The sequence below is a fragment of the Glaciimonas sp. GNP009 genome (genome assembly GCF_054343755.1).
The window spans coordinates 1765323-1783744 of record NZ_JBTGUV010000004.1; the positions used below are offsets into that span (position 1 = coordinate 1765323).

The window sequence follows — 18422 nt, forward strand, 5'->3', positions numbered from 1 at the left end:
CCTCAGTCAGAGTGAGCTTGCTGCGCGTTTTTTACGTTCCATCATGCGTAGAATGAAGGGCGTGAAGATCAATTGCATGGCTAATTCCATTTTTCCGCCAGGAACTACGATCGTGTTGGCACGCGACATAAAGGAGTCGTGCACCATATTGCGCAGATATTGAAAATCAATCCCTTTCGGATTAGAAAATCGGATCACCACCAGACTTTCATCCGGTGCGGGGATTTCCCGTGCAATGAAAGGATTAGAAGTATCGACGCAAGGCACGCGTTGAAAGTTGACATGCGTATGCGAAAACTGCGGGCAAATATAATTCACATAATCCGGCATACGGCGCAGGATCGTATCGGTCACGGCTTCTGTTGAATAGCCACGCTTCGACTTGTCGCGCCATAATTTTTGGATCCATTCAAGGTTGATGACGGGAACAACACCAATCAGCAAATCCGGATGTTGGGCAATATTGACTTTCTCGGTCACCACCCCGCCGTGCAAACCTTCGTAAAACAATAAATCATTGTTGGGATCCAAATCTTCCCAAGGCGTAAAAGTGCCTGGCTCTTGTTTGTATGGTGCTGCTTCTTCCACGTCATGCAAATACTTGCGACGCCGTCCGTTACCGGTTTTTGCATAGTTCGAAAATAGCGCTTCGAGCTCAGGAAAAAGATTGGTCTCAGGGCCGAAGTGACTGAAATTATTGTCACCACTCGCCTCGGCAGCAGATAGTTTTACTTTCATTTCCTGACGATCATAGCGATGAAAACTATCGCCCTCGACGATCACCGAACGGACGTTCTCACGACGGAAAATATTCTCAAAAGTGCGCGTGACGGACGTCGTTCCCGCCCCCGAAGAACCGGTAATCGCAATGATTGGATAGCGTTCGGACATGGTGATCTCTCAAAGTATTGGTGAGAATTACGTGATGCGGGTGCGGGGAAAATCCCTGCTATACATCAGAATAGTTGCGCTGCGGCTAAGTAAAAAAAATGAAACCGCACTATCGATAACTATTAAGCAGGAACCCGAAACAAACTGCGCTCATTGAATAACGGACTCGACAGCTCGTCCCTCACTGGCGCATGGTGATAAGCCTCTATCCGCTCGACCTCATTACGCGATCCAAAAATGAGACCAATACGCTGATGTAAAGAGGTCGGTTCAACTGACATAATCGCTTCACGCCCGGTGCTGGCTCTGCCACCCGCTTGCTCCATGATGAAGCCGATTGGATTGGCTTCATACAGCAGGCGCAAACGACCGGATTTACTCGGATCTTTGGTATCACGCGGGTACATGAATACGCCCCCGCGCATTAAAATACGGTGCGCTTCCGCGACCATTGAGGCGATCCAGCGCATATTGAAATCTTTATCGCGTACACCGCTCTTACCGGCAACACATTCGTCGACGTAACGTTTAATCGGTTCTTCCCAAAAGCGACTGTTGGATGTATTGATCGCGAATTCATTGGTATCGGGTGGGATTTGCAAATCCGGATGGGTGAGCATGAATTCACCCAGGTTAGGATCAAGCGTGAAACCGCTTACGCCAGTTCCAACCGTCAACACCAACATCGTTGCGGGGCCATAAATTGCGTAACCCGCAGCAACTTGTTGCGATCCGGGTTGCAAGAAACTGTCTTCGGTAACATACTCAATACCGTCCGGTGCACGCAGCACAGAAAAAATACTCCCCACCGCGACGTTAACATCGATGTTGGATGAGCCGTCCAGCGGATCAAATACGAGAAGATATTTTCCCTTTGGGAATTGCTCTGGAATCTGATACGGAAGTTCCATTTCTTCAGATGCCATTCCCGCCAATTGACCGCCCCACTCCGTCACATGCAAGAAGGTATCGTTGCTCATGACATCCAGTTTCTTTTGCGTCTCGCCCTGTACATTGACCGAGGCGCTCGTGCCATCAGATCCTGCAGCGTTACCTAGTACGCCACCTAACGCGCCAAAAGCAACCGCGCGCGCAATACTTTTGCAGGCCAGCGCGACGTTCAAGATCAAGCTATTGAAATCGCCGTTGGCTTCCGGAAATTGACGCCGCTCTTCAATTAAGAATTGGGTCAGTGTCGTGCGATGGTGGGTTAAAGGCATGCCGGTCTCCTATATATACTTGCATTATTTTTTTAGATACGATTGTATTTGTAGTTGCATCAATTTTTACATCATCCGTTCTGCATTAAGCTGTGAACGCAGTTGCTGCATGATGGTGCGATAACCTTGATCAGCATCCGGCGCGCCGAACACGGCGCTGCCTGCGACGAATGTGTCTGCTCCCGCACGCTGAATCGCAAGGATGTTGTCTGCCTTGACGCCGCCGTCGACCTCCAGCCAGATCTCCTGACCACCAGCAGCCAAATGGGCATTAATGCGTGCACGCGCTGCTTTGAGTTTGGTGAGCGTACTGGGAATAAATTTTTGCCCACCGAAGCCCGGATTGACGCTCATCAATAGAATAATGTCAATTTTATCCATGACGTAATCCAGCACATCCAGGGGTGTCGCTGGATTAAAAACCAATCCAGCCCGACAACCGTGCTCGCGAATCAAGCTCAATGTACGATCAACGTGACGACTCGCCTCTGGATGGAATGTAATAATATTCGCGCCCGCTTTAGCAAACAGCGGTATCAACGCATCCACCGGCTCGACCATCAAATGGACGTCAATAGGTATCGTCACATGTGGGCGGATGGCTTCGCACACCATCGGTCCCATGGTCAGATTTGGTACGTAATGATTGTCCATCACATCAAAATGAATCAAGTCTGCTCCTGCAGCTTCAATGGCGCGGACTTCCTCGCCCAGTCGCGAAAAGTCTGCGGACAAGATTGATGGTGCAATACGAAGTCCCTGCGTTGTCGACATGGAAGAGATGTGTGGAGTAGTCATGTTATGCCGCTTCAAATAGAGTGCCGTAATGCCAGCGGCGCAGTGCCGCCAGGTCGACCCAACGCTGGTCGGCGCCGGGAACATGTTGATGCATGGGTTGATCCGGATCGCCAAGATGCGGCACTATCAGCAATGCGCCTGCAAACTGCTGACCAGCGGTAAAAGTACTCGGCGTGATCAGCGTAGGAATCCCAGCCGCAACGGCTGCACGCAGCCCGTTCTCGGAATCTTCGAAAGCCAGACAATCAGCGCCGGGCAACCCAAGCGCTTCCAGCGCAGCCAGATATACATCCGGTGCAGGCTTTTTATTTTTGACCGTCGAGGCATCGCAGACCGCGACAAAGAACTGTCGCCAATCGTCGCCTAAAGACGTCCGCAATAGTGCATCGATGTTGGCCGGTGTGGTGGTGGTAGCAATCGCCATCGGCATACCCGCTGCGTGCGCCTCATGTATCAATCGCAAGATTCCAGGCCGTAAAGACAATTTGCCGCCACTCACCAGCGCTGCATAATGTTGCGTCTTAATGGCGTGTACGGCGTTGATGGTTTCCTGCACTTTGTAACCACTGGATTCGTCGGGGTCGATAATATTCCAGTAGTGCAGCAATCTTTCCTTACCGCCGGTCACGTCAAGGAGGCCGGCATAAAGTGATTCATTCCAATGCCAGTCAAGCCCGACTTCAACAAATGCCGCATTGAAGGCATTGCGGTGAGCGGTTTCGGTATCGGCTAACGTACCGTCCACATCAAAAATTAGCGCGCGTAGTGTCCCTGCGGTACTCATGCTGCTGGCAGTTTCGGCGGCTGCAACGTTATTTGGAATAGTTACCTGCGACTGCGTTTGCATTGTTAGTGCTCCTTTGTGTCAATCAGCGAAGGTCCCTGCGCAAATACGCGGCTTGCCAATAAATCGGGAGCGGTAATAGTGGTCAACGTCACGTCATTCGCTGCAGAGTCGGCATCGTTCATCAAGCGCGAAGCATGTCGCAAACGTGCACGATCCAGCGCATTACGTACACTGCGGGCGTTAGCAAAATGCGGCAACAACATACGACGATTCAGATAGTCAGAAAAGACTGCAACCGCCTCATCATCGAACCGATACTGCATCGTCTGCAACATTAGATCGGCAATCTGGGATAGTTCTCCCGTACTGTAATCAGGAAAATCGATGTGATGAGCAATGCGCGACGACATGCCAGGATTGGACTCAAAAAATTTATCCATCCGGTCTTTATAACCGGCCAGAATCACCACCAGATCATCGCGACTATTTTCCATCACCTGTAATAAAATTTCGATTGCTTCCTGCCCGTAATCACGCTCATTTTCAGGGCGATAGAGATAGTAAGCCTCGTCAATAAACAACACACCGCCCATCGCCCGTTTCAGCACTTCCTTAGTCTTAGGTGCGGTGTGACCGATATACTGGCCGACCAGATCGTCGCGTGTGACGGCGATCAGATGACCTTTTCTGACGTAACCCAGGCGATGCAATATCTCCGCCATTCGTAAGGCAACGGTGGTTTTACCTGTACCGGGATTGCCCGAAAAACACATATGCAGACTCGGTGCCCCAGCCGAAAATCCTCGTTCTGCGCGTAGCTTGTCGACTAACAACAAGGCGGCAATATCGCGAATACGCTGCTTGACAGGTGCAAGACCAATCAATTCGCGATCCAGTTGCGCTAACAATTCGGTAATACCAGAAGCTGCCAATGCTTGTGCAAAGGGGTTTCCTGATGCGACCGGATCAACTGGCACGGCAGATAAGATATTCGGCGTTTGCATAATTCACTCGCTCTTAAAAAAATAACCGACTAGTACCGCGCACCTTCCGGCTTGGCTTGCACCGCATAACTCTCGATGCTGTAACGAATCGTGCGCCCCGCTTCCTCGTGCCGCACCAATCTAAAGCCAGGCTCGACTTCAGGACGATTGACGATGAACGCCATCACCAGCGACTCTACACCCTGACTCGAATCAAACGCCGTCAGGCGGATGTAATACTGGGGAAACGTCTTCCGACAATTGGTCAGTTCCTGCATAATGCCTGCCGGATCACGCAGATCAAACATCGGCGGTCCAAACATTTCCCAATAGGTGTTGCGCGGATGGGGATCGTCGGTGTATTCAACCGCTAACGCCCAGCCTTTTTCGAGACAATAATCGATTTGCTTAGTGATTTGTGCGTCGGTCAGATCGGGCAAAAATGAAAATGTGCCTTGAGTAATTCGCATGATGATCCTCTTCAATTCTATAATTAACGTGATGCGCGGATGAACGATTTTTTACCGTAAATTCAGGTTTATGAAACCGAAGCAGTCGGTGCAAAATCAGACGTATCGGTTGATGCATAGTTGAATGAAATCTCACCCCATGTATCAAGCGCCGCTTTCAATGGTGTACACCACTTGGCTGCATCACGCAGGATTTGTGGTCCTTCATTTTTGATATCGCGGCCTTCATTACGCGCCAATACCATCGTCTCCAACGCCACGCGGTTAGCAACTGCGCCCGCCTGGATGCCTTGCGGATGACCGATCGTACCGCCACCGAACTGCAATATCACATCATCGCCAAACAGGTCCAGCAACTGGTGCATTTGTCCCGCATGAATGCCACCGGAAGCGACCGGCATCACCTTGCGCAATGAGCCCCAATCCTGATCAAAAAATATTCCGCGCTCCAAGTCCATCTTGGTCTGTGTATCGCGGCAAATATTGTAATAACCCTGCACGATCATTGGATCGCCTTCAAGCTTGCCAACTGCTGTACCTGTATGCAAGTGATCGACACCGCACATACGGAGCCATTTTGCAATCACGCGGAACGAGACGCCGTGGTTCTTCTGACGTGTATAAGTGCCATGACCAGCACGATGCATGTGCAGCATCATGTCGTTCTGACGACACCAGTAAGACATCGATTGGATCGCAGTCCAGCCGACTACCAAATCGACCATGACGACCACCGATCCCAACTCCTTAGCGAACTCGGCACGACGATACATTTCTTCCATCGTTCCAGCAGTGATATTCAGGTAATGACCTTTGACTTCACCGGTTGCTGCGGTGGCGCGATTGACCGCTTCCATCACGAACAGAAAACGATCGCGCCAATGCATGAACGCTTGCGAATTAATGTTCTCGTCATCCTTCATGAAATCGAGTCCACCCTTTAAACCTTCGTAAACAACGCGGCCGTAGTTACGTCCTGACAAACCCAATTTAGGTTTGGTCGTCGCACCGAGCAAAGGGCGTCCAAATTTATCCAGGCGTTCACGCTCAACGATGATCCCGGTCGGTGGACCTGGGAAGGTTTTGATATAGGAAACCGGAAACTTCATGTCTTCCAGACGTGCTGCTTTTAACGGTTTGAAACTAAATACATTACCGATAATCGACGCGGTAACGTTGGCAATGGAACCGTCCTCAAACAATGACAAATCGTAGGCGACCCAACAAAAATATTGACCAGGATTGTTCGGTACCGGATCAACCCTATACGCTTTGGCACGATACATATCACAAGCGGTCAGGCGATCAGTCCATACGACGGTCCAGGTCGCAGTCGATGATTCCCCGGCGACTGCGGCAGCGGCCTCAATCGCATCAACGCCATCTTGTGGCGTGATACGGAAGAGGGCCAGGATATCTGTTTCCTTCGGCACATAGTCTGCATCCCAATAACCCATTTGGGCGTATTTCAAAACACCTGCTGAATAGCGCTTCTTTGAATCCATGATCTGACCTGCGTCGTTGCTTCCCATCGTGCTCTCCTCAGTTGGGCCGATACCCGTTTAACAACCTCAGGACTTTGTGTAAGTCCTTTTTAAGTGTCACCAAAAAATCGTGCAAATCAGGTGTATCGACGCAGGCATCACGCAGGTACGACAAGAAATTTCAACAACATCTACACGAGACTTTGGTTGCACTTGCCTATGGACTTCACTATATAAAACGACTAGCATCAGGTCTAATAAATAAAACTAAAATGTGCATCAGAAAATACTTATAGGTAAATCTTAATTCGAGGTTTTTTATGCGCCGCTACACTCTTCGTCAGCTGGATACTTTTCTTTTGGTCGCACGCGAACTATCGGTCTCCGGCGCGGCAGAAAAAATGCACGTCACGCAGCCTGCGGTATCGATGCAAATGCGGCAACTTGAGGAAGCCATCGGCATCCCGCTGTATGAACAGATTGGTCGCAAGATTCGCCTGACGGATGCGGGCCAGGATTTCCAACAATATGCGATTGGGGCCATTGCACAATTGAAACAACTAGAAGATGCGATGGCAGAAAGGCGTGGCCTCAAGAAGGGACGCGTGGAACTGGCAATCGTCAGCACGGCGAAGTATTTTGTGCCGATGCTATTGGTATTGTTTCGCAAAAAATTCCCTGCAATTGAAGTCGTACTGCAAATACACAATCGTGAAAGCATCATGAATTTGCTTGCGCGCAATGAGATTGATCTGGTAATCATGGGCCATGCGCCGGATACGCTGGATTGCACCGCCAACATATTTGCTACCAACCCGCTAGGTGTTATCAGCGCACCGCAGCATCCGCTGTCGCGCAGACGAAATGCGCCGCTGTCGATCCTCGAACACCATGAATTTGTCGTACGAGAAAAAGGCTCGGGAACGCGCCAATTGATGGAACGCCTGTTTGCGGAGTACAAGATCAATCCACCCATCGTGATGGAAATGCCGAGCAATGAAACGATCAAACAGGCGGTCATGGCGGGCATGGGACTGAGTTTTTTATCGTTGCGGACGATCCGGCACGAACTGGCATCCGGGCATTTGGTTTTGTTGGATATTGAAGGATTACCGATTGTGCGACACTGGCACGTGACGCATTTAACGTCAAAAAGGCTCTCACCAGCGGCCCACGTATTAAAAACATTTCTGATCGAAGAAGCAGCGCCGTTAATCAATCTTTGGGCTTAATCTCGATGGAGCACCAACGGCGTTGCGCCGTCCAACCATGTTATGTGGTGCGACGTTCAATACCCGCCGCTGAGTTGATTTTGCGTCGGCCCGATTTTAGCTCATTGAAAATGACTACAGGAAAACATTGCTTAGTTCCAACTGAGTTACAGACTAAGTTAGAACCCGAGCTGCGCAATTTATTCAATGCAACATCGAACCAATATTATGGCCGTAATATGCGTTGAAAAATGCCATCCCGATCAATCAGGAGATGCTTGAAAGCGGCCAAAACATGCAGCACGACCAGTGCCGTAAATACCGCGCCTGCCACATAATGGATAAGGCCAAAAAGATCGCGCAAACCCGGATCTTCCCAGCCCCATTTAGGTAGAGGAATGCCAAAAAACTTCACCCCATATTTGTTGAACGACGACGATATATAACCACTCGTCGGCTGCACAATCATGCATAGATACAACAGGCGATGACTCCATTGCGCAGCGCGTGCTTCCCAGCGCGGCATGGCGTTCGGCAACGGCGGCGCACGGTGTGTAAGACGCCAGGCCAAACGTATCAATATCAATACGCCGGTCATCACTCCGATGGATTTATGCAGGTTAAAATAAAACGCGCGCCCCGGCGTGCCTTTGGGTACATTGATCATGTAATAGCCCAATATAAGCATCCCGATGATTAACAATCCAACCAGCCAATGCAGGGCGATCGCAGGCAAGCGGTAACCGGCTAACCTGCCGCCGAACGTGCCTCTTGACCTGTCGTTAGACGCGTACTTGGTTGGCGTGGTCATCTGATAGCGACGCCCCAAGGTAATTCACCGACAGGGATTTCTTTACTCACCAGGTTGGTATCGGTATCAATGACTGATACCGAGTTAGAGCGACCGTTGGCAACATACAATTTTTTGCCATCCGGTGTGATCGCCATATTCCACGGACGTTTGCCGACCGGAACAGTCGCCACCACGGTATTGGTCGCAGTATCGATGACCGAGACTGTATAGTCTTTACCGTTCGAAATATAAACACGTTTGCCATTTGGAGCCATGGTGACGCCGTTCGAGAACGTGCCAGCCTTTACCTGCGCGATCACTTTGTGGGTCGCAACATCGACTACATAGACCATGCTTTCAAGTTCCGCTGCGATGTAAGCACGCGTGCCGTCGGGCGTGAAGGCGATGCCGCGAGGACGTTTTCCGAGCTTGACCAGATCAACTTGCTCACGCTTGGTCATGTCAATGATATCGATCGAGTCTGCCTCTTCAGCGCTGACATAAAGCCATTTACCATTCGGGCTAAATTCCGCATGTTCCGGATTCTTACCCTTCGTCTTGATGATGAATTCTTGTTTGTTTGTCGCCGTGGAAATGAAATTCACCGAGTTGGTAATTTCACTTGCTGCCACGATCCAATCACCAGCCGGTGAAATCCCCACACCTTCAGGCGACTCTCCGACTGCTACAGAGCCGACAACTGCTCGGCTACCCAAGTCAACGATTGATAACGAATTGGTCGGTTGGTCACTGACGTATAAGGCTTTTCCATCATGGCGCACTGCCAGACCGCGTGGCTTGGTGCCTGCCTTGATTTCGCCAACGACGGTATCGTTGGCGGTATCAATAATAGAAATAGTGCCCGATTTTTCGTTAGGTACGTAAGCAAAAGGACTGGCGCTGGCAATGCCTGGCAACAGTCCGAGTGAAAAAACTGATAACACTGCACCGATCAAGATCGCGCCACGCACCGCGCCGAAAGCGGCGCCAGAAGTATGCGATGCACAGATAGGAAGACCATTGAGGGCAACGTTTGAAGAATTTTTACGCAGAAAATGACACTTCATGATGGTGATACCTTTAAAAGAATTTAGCAGAATAATCAGATGGAAGATTCAGACGACTTTGACATGAAGCCGCCATCAGCTCCACGAGTATCTCAAACCGATCCAACCACCACGCGGTGCGCCTGGGCCGATAAATTGCTCGTTGGAGATACTGCCACCGTCAAACGAATGCCCTGGCCCATTGAAAAAATTTTGACCGATAACGCCAAAATTTGCATATTGACGATTAAATAAATTATCTATCCGAGCAAAGATTTGCAATTGCTTGGTAAGCGAATACGTGGTGTCAAGATTAACCATTGTGTAGCCAGGAATCTTGCCGTTCGTATCCTGATTATTTTCGTCGCCACGCGCATAAACATTACTGCGGTAGACCACATTAGTACCAATGTTCCAGCTTGACGTTGGTGCATAGTCAAAGCGCAGCTTGAAGGTATTTTCTGGAATACCCGGCAACTTGTTGCCGCGATTGACGGTGATAACACCCGCTGCACTGGCGCTTGAATTACTGGCGCTGTGCTCGTCGAAGCCGGTCTGATAGGTTGCATCGATATAGCTATAACTCGCTGTCACGCCGACTGGTCCGACCATCGTATGGGCTGCAACTTCTGCTCCTTGCCGACGGGTCTTGCCCACATTTTGAAAGTATCCGGTGCTGGCAGATGCGCCGCTGCTGCTGATAAATTGGATGTCGTTATCCAGTGCGGTTCTAAATATCGAAGCACTCCAGCTGGATACGGGACCCAATTTTCCACGTAGACCAAATTCACCCGTTCTGGCGATAACCGGCTTTAATGCAGGGTCGGCGATGAAATCGTTCGGTAACGAACAAGGAGCGTTTGGATCGGCGCAAGCCAGTTCGATCGCAGTTGGGGTGCGCATGCCTTCGTTATAGGTGGCGTAGGCAGTGATCGCCGGGCTCGGATTGTACGTCAGGCCAACGCCGGGATTAAAACGAGTAAACGTATTTTTCCCGTTCAATAATGGCTGATTACCCGTTTGATCACTAATATTCACCCGTGCATAGTTATAGCGACCAGAGCCGGTCAATGACCATTGGTCGTTGAGCGCTAATGTATCGGAAATAAAAATGGCGAGATTGCTATTATGGGTTTTGGCGTCAGTTCCAGACATAAAGGCGTCCAGACCAATCGTATCCCGGCTAGCAGTGAAATCAGCATCCTGTCTTGATTGCTTGAAGCGTGAATTAGCAAAATCGCCGGATACACCAACCACCAGTTGGTTATTCATGTTGCCCAGCTTACCCAAATAACTTAGTTGCGCCCCGAAACCATAACTGCCTTGGTCAATGACCGAACGGGTATTATTAGCCGGCACCGGATTATTAACGGCGTCGTAGTCCCCATTGACGTTACTACTAATATTATTGTTATGGTAGTTTTTATAATACGCATTGGTCGACAACTGCAATTTTTCATTGAAGAAGTGGCTCGCCGACAAATTCCAAAGCTGCGCACGGTTGATGTTTTCGTCCGGGAAGGTATAGGCCTGACGGCGATTATTTAAAAATGCGCGCGGGATAGTTTGCGTACCCTGCAAGTCATTGTCAGCCGCCGTCAAACTGAGCGCTACCCTTGTGTCAGCGTCCTGATAACCGAGCTTACCGAAAAATTGCTTTACGCTACTCGGATTGTGATCGCCCCACCCTTTATCTTTTGAGTCGTTGGCAGTCAGAAAATAATCGATATTGCCAACCGTTCCGCCCTGCTCCACTTCTACCGTCTTGCGACCGAACGATCCACCAGAGACTTCGACCTGACCGCCCGGGTTATTTCGACCATCTTTGGTTGTGATCGCGAGCGCACCGCCGAGCGTATTTAAGCCAAATACCGGGTTCGAACCCGGCATTACTTGCAGGTTCGCAATAGCTGATTGTGGCAACAAATCCCAATTGACAACATCGCCAAACGGCTCATTGATACGCACACCGTCCTGAAACACAGAAAGACCTTGTGGCGTGCCTAAAAGTGGCGATGCGGTGAAGCCACGATAATTGACGTCGGGCTGGTACGGATTGCCTTGCGCCGAATTGATCGTGACGCTATTCAGGTTTTGCTCCAAAAATTCGGTGATATTGCCAGCGTGTTGACGCGTAATCTCTTTTCCCGCGACTGTTTGTATATTTGCGGCAACGTCGCGCAATGGCAAACCGAGGCCAGGAAGCGGCGTGGTTCCGTTAACAACAATCTCGGATAACTTCTCATCGGCTACAACTGCACCACCAGCGGCAAAAACGGGGCCTTGTAACATCAGCAGGACGCTGCCGAGTGCAAGTTCACTTGCGCCGGGTAAAGATTTCCAATGCGCCATCTTTTAATCTCCTATTTGTCTTTTTTTAGTTGTGTTTTCGACCCACAATTGTATAACGTGAGCCAACAATCATTCTTTTATGCAATATCCATGCCGACCAGATAACGTTCGGCAGAAAAGCTTCATAACGGTGAAGTGGGGGATACTGCTGGGCTAAGCAAAAGTATTCAAAAAAAAGCAACACTTTCAATCGCGTACCCCATCTTCATTACGTGACTAATACGTGACACATTAGTCGGTAAAAAATGTGGAATGCGCGTTGGATACGGAAGAACTGCGCTGCGCTCAAGAAGTATTGGAACGCCAATACTTCCGGTAATGCGTACGCAACCCAATGAGAGTTGTTTACAGTGGTTTTAGCAGTTTGACGACATCCAGCTGGCTATTTTCATCTGCCATCTGCAATGCGGTTTTGCCACGGTTGTCGACCATGTTCACGTCTGCACCCTGATCCAGCAGTGCTTGAACCGTCGCTAGGTGACCGGCACCGCTAGCCCACATCAGCGCGGTAAGCCCGTTTGGATACACTGTATTAACTTTAATGCCGCTGGTAGCGCCGGTCTTTAACAGCATGTTTACGATCTCGGTCTGTCCGGTACCGGCCGCGTAGACCATGGCGGGTTTGTGCATTTGATCGACCGCATTGACGTCGGCTTTTTTGTCGATCAAAATCTGCGCCATGGCAGGCCGACCATAATAAGCGACAGCCATTAAAGGCGTCACCCGCGCAACGTTTGCCAGATTAACGTCCGCCCCGCGCTCTATCAGCATTAGAAGGATGTCCGTTTGTCCGTTTTTGATGGCACTCATCAATAGCGAGTCGCCGATTCTATTGCGCGTATTGGGCGATGCCCCAAGTTCGATAAACTCTTTGAACGTTTTTGCATTTCCGCTTCGAGCGGCAGCTAAAGCCTGGCGATTCAAGTCCACTTGCTCGTCGTTGGCATGGACGGCGTTCAGCCATCCCGATCCTAGTATTAAAAAAATGATTGAAAAAGTGATTGATCGAACTACGCGCATGTTTTGTTCCTGTTAGTTGTATCGGATGCATAGAATTTAGCTATTAAGCTCATCATTCTATTTTTAATACATTGCAATATGAAATAGGGATATTATGCCAAAACAGAATTAAGAACTAGGCAAATCACTGTCTGTTTTTTGATACTCAAAATGTTTTAACAAAAAAAAAGCATAATCAAAAGTAAAAATTTGTGTTGCATAGGCAACCTTACCAAGGGGATAGTAATGCGTATTTCAAGTTATAAAACAATAGGGCAATTCGCTCTGGCAGCAAGCATGATAGTTGCCGCAGGAATGTCCAGCGGGCAAGAAACCGAAGGCGGTGCCGGTATTAAAATACAGCCAATGTCGCAAGCGCTGGCTCCCGTCAGCCAAGCGATGCTGGATGGTGCTGCTAAAGACAGCAAAAACTGGTTGCACACGAATGGCGACTACGGCCAGACGCGCTTTTATCCATCTGCGCAAATCAATTCGAAAAACGTTGCAACACTGAAGCCTAAATTTATTTTCCAGACTGCTGTTGTTGAGTCGATGGAAACTGCGCCAATTGTGGTCAATGGCGTCATGTTTCTGACCACCGCCTATAACCACGTGTACGCAGTTGATGCAGTCACCGGTCAGGAATTCTGGCATTTCAAACATAAGATGGGGCCAGTGACGACGTTCTGTTGCGGTCCAAACAATCGCGGCGTCGCGGTCTCAGACGGTAAGCTCTATATGGGCACACTAGACTCCAAGCTAATTGCGCTGGACACCAAGACCGGTAAGCTATTGTGGGAAACTGAAATCGCTGATCCTGAAAAAGGCTATAGCGAAACAATGGCACCAACTGTTATCGACGGTAAAGTCCTGATCGGCACAAACGGTGGTGAATATGGTATCCGTGGCTTCGTCAAAGCATTCGATACTAATACCGGCAAGCTGGTCTGGACGTTCTACACCATTCCAGAAAAAGGTCATGAAGGCGTATGGGCGAAAAACGACGCAACCGGCCGTGATATGCACCGTGACATCGCTGCTGAAAAAGTCGCGTTTGCCAAGAAATCCAACTTCCATGAAACCTTGGGCGGCGGTGTCTGGACTACTCCGGCAATTGATCGCGCCACTAAGACGGTGTACTTCGTAGTCGGCAATCCATCGCCTGACCTATACGGTGCAGAGCGCCCTGGCGACAACTTGTATACTGATTCACTGGTCGCCATCGACCTTGATACCGGTGCATACAAATGGCATTTCCAGTACATCGCGCACGACGTATGGGATCTGGATGCTGTAAGCCCACCGATTCTGGTCGATGTTAAAGACAAGAGCGGCAAGATGATTCCTGCAATCGTACACGCTGGCAAAACTGGTCACGTCTACGTGCATGATCGTCGGGACGGTAGTTTGATTCGTTTTTCAGATGCGATGATTCCACAAGAAAACATGTGGACTTTGCCTACTGCAACCGGTGCACGCATGTTGCCGGGCGCAAATGGTGGTGTTGAATGGTCGCCAATGGCCTACAACGCAGGTGCACGTTTGACCTATGCGCTGAATCTGAATCAACCGATGACTTATCAGGTTGATGGATCGAACTATCCAAACGGCAAGCTATGGCTTGGCGGCGCGTTCAAAAACGCAGCTGGCGAAGAGCAATCGGGTAACGTAACGGCTGTGAATATCGATACCGGCAAGATCGCATGGCAAGCAAAAACCGACCAACCAATGATCGGTGGCGCGTTGGCAACTGCTGGCAATCTGGTGTTTGCAGGCGAAGGTAATGGCTGGTTCAAGGCCTACGACGCAAAAACCGGCAAACTGCTCTGGAAGTTCCAGTGCGGCGCGGGCGTGAATGCACCACCAGTATCGTACTCAGTCAACGGTAAGCAATACATCGCCGTTGCTGCAGGCGGTAATTCACAAATGGATTTCAAACGCGGCAATAGTATTTTTGTGTTTGGTCTGTAATCTGTGATCTGTAACAGGCATTAGGCACGACAATTGCTGTTGAATAACGGAAATAGAGACCGCATCCACCCCTGGCCCGGTCTCTTTTCCTTCTACAAGATCATTTTGGATACGAAACACATGAAAGCTTCCCATATAATTTTTGCGGTGTTGACCACGCTTTCCATTCAGAGTCACGCCGTTGATATCGAAGCGGGTAAGAAAAAAGCCGAGACCTGCATGGCCTGTCATGGAGCAGGCGGCAATTCGGTTATGCCTCTGATTCCAGTGCTTGCAGGACAAAATGCGCGTTACTTGTATCTGGAACTACGAGATTTTAAAGAGGGTGCGCGTGTGAACCCGATGATGAGCCCAATGGCGGCAAATCTATCGAAGGAAGACATGCAGGATTTGGCAGCCTATTTTGCGGCGCAAACACCGACAGCGATTAAATTCACCGCTGATCCGGCTCGGGTAAAACTGGGTTTTGCCAAAGCAGAACAGGTGTTGTGTTCCATGTGTCACTTGGGCGGAATGAAAGGACAAAATGAAATTCCAAAACTGTCCGGACAGCACTATGAATACATAGTGAAGCAATTGACGGATTTCAGAGCACGCAATCGCACCAATGATGCGGGCAATATGACGGCCGTAAGCAAGAACCTGACCGACGATGACATCATCAACCTGTCGCAGTACATTGCTAATATCAACTAGGAATCGTCGATCGGCCGGTTAAGATCGACAACATTGTTTATAAAACCATTCGAGACGGCGGAACTGCCAATCGCCTGACTGTAAGATGGTCGAATAGTGTCATGTTTCTGGTCCGATAATTGAACAGTTGGCGCAACGACTGTGTCAATTTCGAACATATGAATATTATTTGTGCGCAATTGAATAACCACTTGTTGTCATATCGTTACGTGTTAATTACGCGTATTCGATACAGTTTGAGACAATACCGTACCGTATCAAATAGGCGAGCAGTTTAACTCCTATTGATAACATTTACGCAAGACTAGTGATATCAGACAATCACCGATTTCTGCTAGAAGGAACAAAGTTTTGGGCATGAAAATTGCTCTAAATTTAGATGATTGCCTTAATATCAGCGTCCCGCTGAGAGTGAATGGAATAAAGTTTTACCGTAGCAACCACAGTAGCAACCCGTAGTATTTTTTAATAACAACTGGAGATTAAACATGAACTGGACTACACCTGCTTTTACAGATATGCGTTTTGGCTTTGAAATCACGATGTACATTGCAAATCGTTAATTGAGCCTTGCAACTTAGGCTTTGCGGCGATTGTTAACGCAATCGCCGTTCTTCACCCCAACTTTTATTACTTTGTATTGCATAGTACGTATCACCAGCATCAAGACAGCCAATTTAGCTATTGAATTGCTTCCCTATTAAATCCTCGCTTAATACCTTCTCCACATGAAAATCATCGTATTAGGTTCGGCAGCTGGTGGTGGTTTCCCGCAATGGAATTGCAATTGCCATAATTGCAACGGCCTGCGTAACGGCACCATCAACGCAACAGCGCGAACGCAATCTTCGATTGCTGTCTCAGCCAACGATACCGATTGGGTATTGATCAACGCATCACCCGATATACTGACCCAAATTCGCAACACACCAGCGCTACAACCGAACCGTCACAAACGTGATTCCGGTATTGCAGCGGTGGTGTTGATGGATGCACAAATCGACCATGTCACCGGATTATTGATGCTGCGCGAGGGCAAGCAGCTACCCATTTATTGCACACCATCTGTCTGGGACGACCTCACGACAGGACTGCCGTTAATGCATGTGTTGTCGCATTACTGCGGCGTCCAATGGCATCCATTGCCAACCAACAATCAGTTCACGCACTACCCAGCGATACAAATTCCAGGCATCGAAGGTATTAGCTTTACGCCGCTGCCACTCAAAAGCAAAGCACCGCCTTATTCCCCGCATCGCGAGCAACCGCAAGTAGGTGACAATATCGGGCTGTTGATCGAAGAGATCGCTACCGGGAAAAAATTGTTTTACGCACCCGGTTTGGGCCAGCTGGAACCACACATCAAGGCGGCGATGCATAGCGCAGATTGCGTATTGGTCGATGGCACTTTATGGACAGAAGACGAAATGATCACGCTGGGATTTTCTAAAAAGAAATCAGCTGATATGGGTCATTTGCCGCAATCCGGTCCCGGCGGCATGATTGAAGTGCTGGATGCTATCGGAGCGCCCCGCAAAATTCTGATTCACATTAACAATACCAATCCTATTCTGGATGCAGACTCGCATCAGCGCGCAACTTTAACGCAACACGGAATCGAAGTGGCATTTGACGGTATGGAGATTACGCTATGAACGCCAACACGCGAGAAGCCACTGCGGCAATAGTCGCAGCGCCCTGGAACCGTACAGAATTCGAGGCGCAATTACGCGCCAAAGGTGCTGGATACCATATTCATCATCCGTTCAACGTCAAGATGACCAACGGCGAATTATCCAACGATCAGATCCGCGGATGGGTCGCCAATCGGTTCTATTATCAGATCATCATTCCGCAAAAAGACGGCGCAATTATTTCAAATTGCGATGATCGCGAAACCCGACGTAAATGGGTATTGCGGATACTTGATCATGATGGATGGGAAGAGAATGAAGGCGGCATCGAAGCATGGACCGCGCTTGGCGAAGCTGTTGGCATTTCACGCGAAGATCTGTGGTCGTTGAAATATGTGGTTCCGGGCGTGCGTTTTGCGGTGGACGCTTATCTCAACTTTGCCCGCCGATCACCATGGCAAGAGGCTGTATGCTCTTCGCTGACAGAGATGTTTGCGCCGAAAATCCACAAGGACCGGTTAGCAAATTGGCCGCAACACTATCCATGGATAGAAACGACTGGTCTGCAATATTTCCGTAGCCGGATTTCGCTGGCCGAACGCGATGTCGAGCATGGGCTTGAAGTCACGCTAGATCATTTTACTACCCGCGTGCAGCAAGATCGTGCGCTGGATATTTTGCAGCTGAAGCTCGACATTTTATGGTCAATGCTGGACGCGATTGATAAAGCCTATCCATCACTGCCTTGATTTCCGTAAAAATATATCGGCAGTCAATCCAACCGATTAAGCAACCTCTGTCATCACCATTGATATCACTATGAACACTTTTCCCGAGAAGCCAAAGTTATCCAAACTGTTTCGATTGCAATGGGAAGAGGCGCAGAACAACTATGTGTTGTTGTACCCGGAAGGCATGGTGAAGCTGAATCAAAGCGCTGCCGAAATATTGAAGCGGTGCGATGGTGAGCGTGATTGTGCCGCTATTGTCAGCGATCTGGAGACAACTTTCGGCATGCAAAATCTGCTTGCCGATGTAGAAAGCTTTTTACATACAGCTGATGCACAAGGCTGGATAAGGTGATCAA

The 18422-nt window shown here is 49.3% G+C and carries 18 protein-coding genes; 7 read left to right on the top strand and 11 right to left on the bottom strand.

The window, feature by feature from the left end:
- Positions 1 to 6 precede the first annotated feature (6 nt).
- From ACXX82_RS08745 to ACXX82_RS08775, 7 genes are all read right to left on the bottom strand, one after another.
- The gene (locus ACXX82_RS08745; RefSeq protein WP_458562783.1) at positions 7 to 891 is read right to left on the bottom strand and encodes a phosphoribulokinase; all 885 of its coding nucleotides are present in this window, start codon (positions 889 to 891) and stop codon (positions 7 to 9) included.
- Between the two features lie 122 nt (positions 892 to 1013).
- A complete protein-coding gene (locus ACXX82_RS08750) occupies positions 1014 to 2111 on the bottom strand; it encodes a class 1 fructose-bisphosphatase (protein WP_322233727.1) in 1098 nt (365 codons plus the stop codon).
- 66 nt (positions 2112 to 2177) lie between these two features.
- Positions 2178 to 2909, bottom strand: a complete 732-nt coding sequence (rpe, locus tag ACXX82_RS08755; protein WP_322233729.1) for a ribulose-phosphate 3-epimerase — start codon at positions 2907 to 2909, stop codon at positions 2178 to 2180.
- 1 nt (position 2910) lies between these two features.
- Positions 2911 to 3693 (bottom strand): HAD family hydrolase, encoded by a 783-nt coding sequence (locus ACXX82_RS08760; protein WP_322240273.1) that lies wholly within the window; start codon positions 3691 to 3693, stop codon positions 2911 to 2913.
- A 65-nt stretch (positions 3694 to 3758) separates the two neighbouring features.
- On the bottom strand, positions 3759 to 4700 hold the full coding sequence (gene cbbX / locus ACXX82_RS08765) for a CbbX protein (protein ID WP_322233732.1): 942 nt from the start codon (positions 4698 to 4700) through the stop codon (positions 3759 to 3761).
- Between the two features lie 29 nt (positions 4701 to 4729).
- On the bottom strand, positions 4730 to 5149 hold the full coding sequence (locus ACXX82_RS08770) for a ribulose bisphosphate carboxylase small subunit (RefSeq protein ID WP_322233735.1): 420 nt from the start codon (positions 5147 to 5149) through the stop codon (positions 4730 to 4732).
- A 68-nt stretch (positions 5150 to 5217) separates the two neighbouring features.
- Positions 5218 to 6681, bottom strand: coding sequence for a form I ribulose bisphosphate carboxylase large subunit (locus ACXX82_RS08775; protein ID WP_322233738.1), 1464 nt, complete (start codon positions 6679 to 6681; stop codon positions 5218 to 5220).
- A 272-nt stretch (positions 6682 to 6953) separates the two neighbouring features.
- On the opposite strand from ACXX82_RS08775, the gene ACXX82_RS08780 reads away from it, so the two are divergent.
- A complete protein-coding gene (locus ACXX82_RS08780) occupies positions 6954 to 7865 on the top strand; it encodes a LysR family transcriptional regulator (protein WP_322233740.1) in 912 nt (303 codons plus the stop codon).
- A gap of 205 nt (positions 7866 to 8070) precedes the next feature.
- Here the strand turns inward: ACXX82_RS08780 and ACXX82_RS08785 are convergent, their stop codons facing one another.
- From ACXX82_RS08785 to ACXX82_RS08800, 4 genes are all read right to left on the bottom strand, one after another.
- Entirely contained in the window at positions 8071 to 8655 is a 585-nt protein-coding gene (locus ACXX82_RS08785) for a cytochrome b (RefSeq protein WP_323506174.1), read from the bottom strand.
- On the bottom strand, positions 8652 to 9704 hold the full coding sequence (locus ACXX82_RS08790; RefSeq protein ID WP_322233744.1) for a beta-propeller fold lactonase family protein: 1053 nt from the start codon (positions 9702 to 9704) through the stop codon (positions 8652 to 8654). Before ACXX82_RS08790 ends, ACXX82_RS08785 begins: the two co-directional genes overlap by 4 nt.
- 75 nt (positions 9705 to 9779) lie before the next feature.
- Positions 9780 to 11975 carry a TonB-dependent receptor gene (locus ACXX82_RS08795; protein ID WP_458563976.1) on the bottom strand — a complete coding sequence of 732 codons (2196 nt, stop codon included), beginning with the start codon at positions 11973 to 11975 and terminating at the stop codon, positions 9780 to 9782.
- Between the two features lie 405 nt (positions 11976 to 12380).
- Positions 12381 to 13055 (bottom strand): ankyrin repeat domain-containing protein, encoded by a 675-nt coding sequence (locus ACXX82_RS08800; protein WP_322233746.1) that lies wholly within the window; start codon positions 13053 to 13055, stop codon positions 12381 to 12383.
- A gap of 225 nt (positions 13056 to 13280) precedes the next feature.
- Between ACXX82_RS08800 and ACXX82_RS08805 the strand changes: the two genes are divergently transcribed.
- The 6 genes from ACXX82_RS08805 to pqqD all read left to right on the top strand — a co-directional run bounded on the left by ACXX82_RS08805 (position 13281) and on the right by pqqD (position 18418).
- On the top strand, positions 13281 to 15005 hold the full coding sequence (locus tag ACXX82_RS08805; protein ID WP_416186787.1) for a pyrroloquinoline quinone-dependent dehydrogenase: 1725 nt from the start codon (positions 13281 to 13283) through the stop codon (positions 15003 to 15005).
- Positions 15006 to 15125: 120 nt separating this feature from the next.
- Positions 15126 to 15701 carry a c-type cytochrome gene (locus tag ACXX82_RS08810; protein WP_416186850.1) on the top strand — a complete coding sequence of 192 codons (576 nt, stop codon included), beginning with the start codon at positions 15126 to 15128 and terminating at the stop codon, positions 15699 to 15701.
- A gap of 488 nt (positions 15702 to 16189) precedes the next feature.
- On the top strand, positions 16190 to 16264 hold the full coding sequence (pqqA, locus tag ACXX82_RS08815; protein ID WP_322240279.1) for a pyrroloquinoline quinone precursor peptide PqqA: 75 nt from the start codon (positions 16190 to 16192) through the stop codon (positions 16262 to 16264).
- Positions 16265 to 16429: 165 nt separating this feature from the next.
- Positions 16430 to 17356 carry a pyrroloquinoline quinone biosynthesis protein PqqB gene (pqqB, locus tag ACXX82_RS08820; RefSeq protein WP_322233750.1) on the top strand — a complete coding sequence of 309 codons (927 nt, stop codon included), beginning with the start codon at positions 16430 to 16432 and terminating at the stop codon, positions 17354 to 17356.
- On the top strand, positions 17353 to 18084 hold the full coding sequence (gene pqqC / locus ACXX82_RS08825; RefSeq protein WP_322233752.1) for a pyrroloquinoline-quinone synthase PqqC: 732 nt from the start codon (positions 17353 to 17355) through the stop codon (positions 18082 to 18084). The genes pqqB and pqqC overlap by 4 nt, the downstream gene beginning before the upstream one ends.
- Positions 18085 to 18154: 70 nt before the next feature.
- Positions 18155 to 18418, top strand: a complete 264-nt coding sequence (gene pqqD, locus ACXX82_RS08830; protein WP_322233754.1) for a pyrroloquinoline quinone biosynthesis peptide chaperone PqqD — start codon at positions 18155 to 18157, stop codon at positions 18416 to 18418.
- The last annotated feature ends 4 nt before the right edge of the window (positions 18419 to 18422 follow it).

What these genes read in the sequence shown, in the direction of transcription:
- ACXX82_RS08745 (WP_458562783.1), bottom strand. Translation starts at nt 891, where the DNA reads ATGTCCGAACGCTATCCAATCATTGCGATTACCGGTTCTTCGGGGGCG.
- ACXX82_RS08750 (WP_322233727.1), bottom strand. Translation starts at nt 2,111, where the DNA reads ATGCCTTTAACCCACCATCGCACGACACTGACCCAATTCTTAATTGAA.
- rpe (WP_322233729.1), bottom strand. Translation starts at nt 2,909, where the DNA reads ATGACTACTCCACACATCTCTTCCATGTCGACAACGCAGGGACTTCGT.
- ACXX82_RS08760 (WP_322240273.1), bottom strand. Translation starts at nt 3,693, where the DNA reads ATGAGTACCGCAGGGACACTACGCGCGCTAATTTTTGATGTGGACGGT.
- cbbX (WP_322233732.1), bottom strand. Translation starts at nt 4,700, where the DNA reads ATGCAAACGCCGAATATCTTATCTGCCGTGCCAGTTGATCCGGTCGCA.
- ACXX82_RS08770 (WP_322233735.1), bottom strand. Translation starts at nt 5,149, where the DNA reads ATGCGAATTACTCAAGGCACATTTTCATTTTTGCCCGATCTGACCGAC.
- ACXX82_RS08775 (WP_322233738.1), bottom strand. Translation starts at nt 6,681, where the DNA reads ATGGGAAGCAACGACGCAGGTCAGATCATGGATTCAAAGAAGCGCTAT.
- ACXX82_RS08780 (WP_322233740.1), top strand. Translation starts at nt 6,954, where the DNA reads ATGCGCCGCTACACTCTTCGTCAGCTGGATACTTTTCTTTTGGTCGCA.
- ACXX82_RS08785 (WP_323506174.1), bottom strand. Translation starts at nt 8,655, where the DNA reads ATGACCACGCCAACCAAGTACGCGTCTAACGACAGGTCAAGAGGCACG.
- ACXX82_RS08790 (WP_322233744.1), bottom strand. Translation starts at nt 9,704, where the DNA reads ATGAAGTGTCATTTTCTGCGTAAAAATTCTTCAAACGTTGCCCTCAAT.
- ACXX82_RS08795 (WP_458563976.1), bottom strand. Translation starts at nt 11,975, where the DNA reads ATGTTACAAGGCCCCGTTTTTGCCGCTGGTGGTGCAGTTGTAGCCGAT.
- ACXX82_RS08800 (WP_322233746.1), bottom strand. Translation starts at nt 13,055, where the DNA reads ATGCGCGTAGTTCGATCAATCACTTTTTCAATCATTTTTTTAATACTA.
- ACXX82_RS08805 (WP_416186787.1), top strand. Translation starts at nt 13,281, where the DNA reads ATGCGTATTTCAAGTTATAAAACAATAGGGCAATTCGCTCTGGCAGCA.
- ACXX82_RS08810 (WP_416186850.1), top strand. Translation starts at nt 15,126, where the DNA reads ATGAAAGCTTCCCATATAATTTTTGCGGTGTTGACCACGCTTTCCATT.
- pqqB (WP_322233750.1), top strand. Translation starts at nt 16,430, where the DNA reads ATGAAAATCATCGTATTAGGTTCGGCAGCTGGTGGTGGTTTCCCGCAA.
- pqqC (WP_322233752.1), top strand. Translation starts at nt 17,353, where the DNA reads ATGAACGCCAACACGCGAGAAGCCACTGCGGCAATAGTCGCAGCGCCC.
- pqqD (WP_322233754.1), top strand. Translation starts at nt 18,155, where the DNA reads ATGAACACTTTTCCCGAGAAGCCAAAGTTATCCAAACTGTTTCGATTG.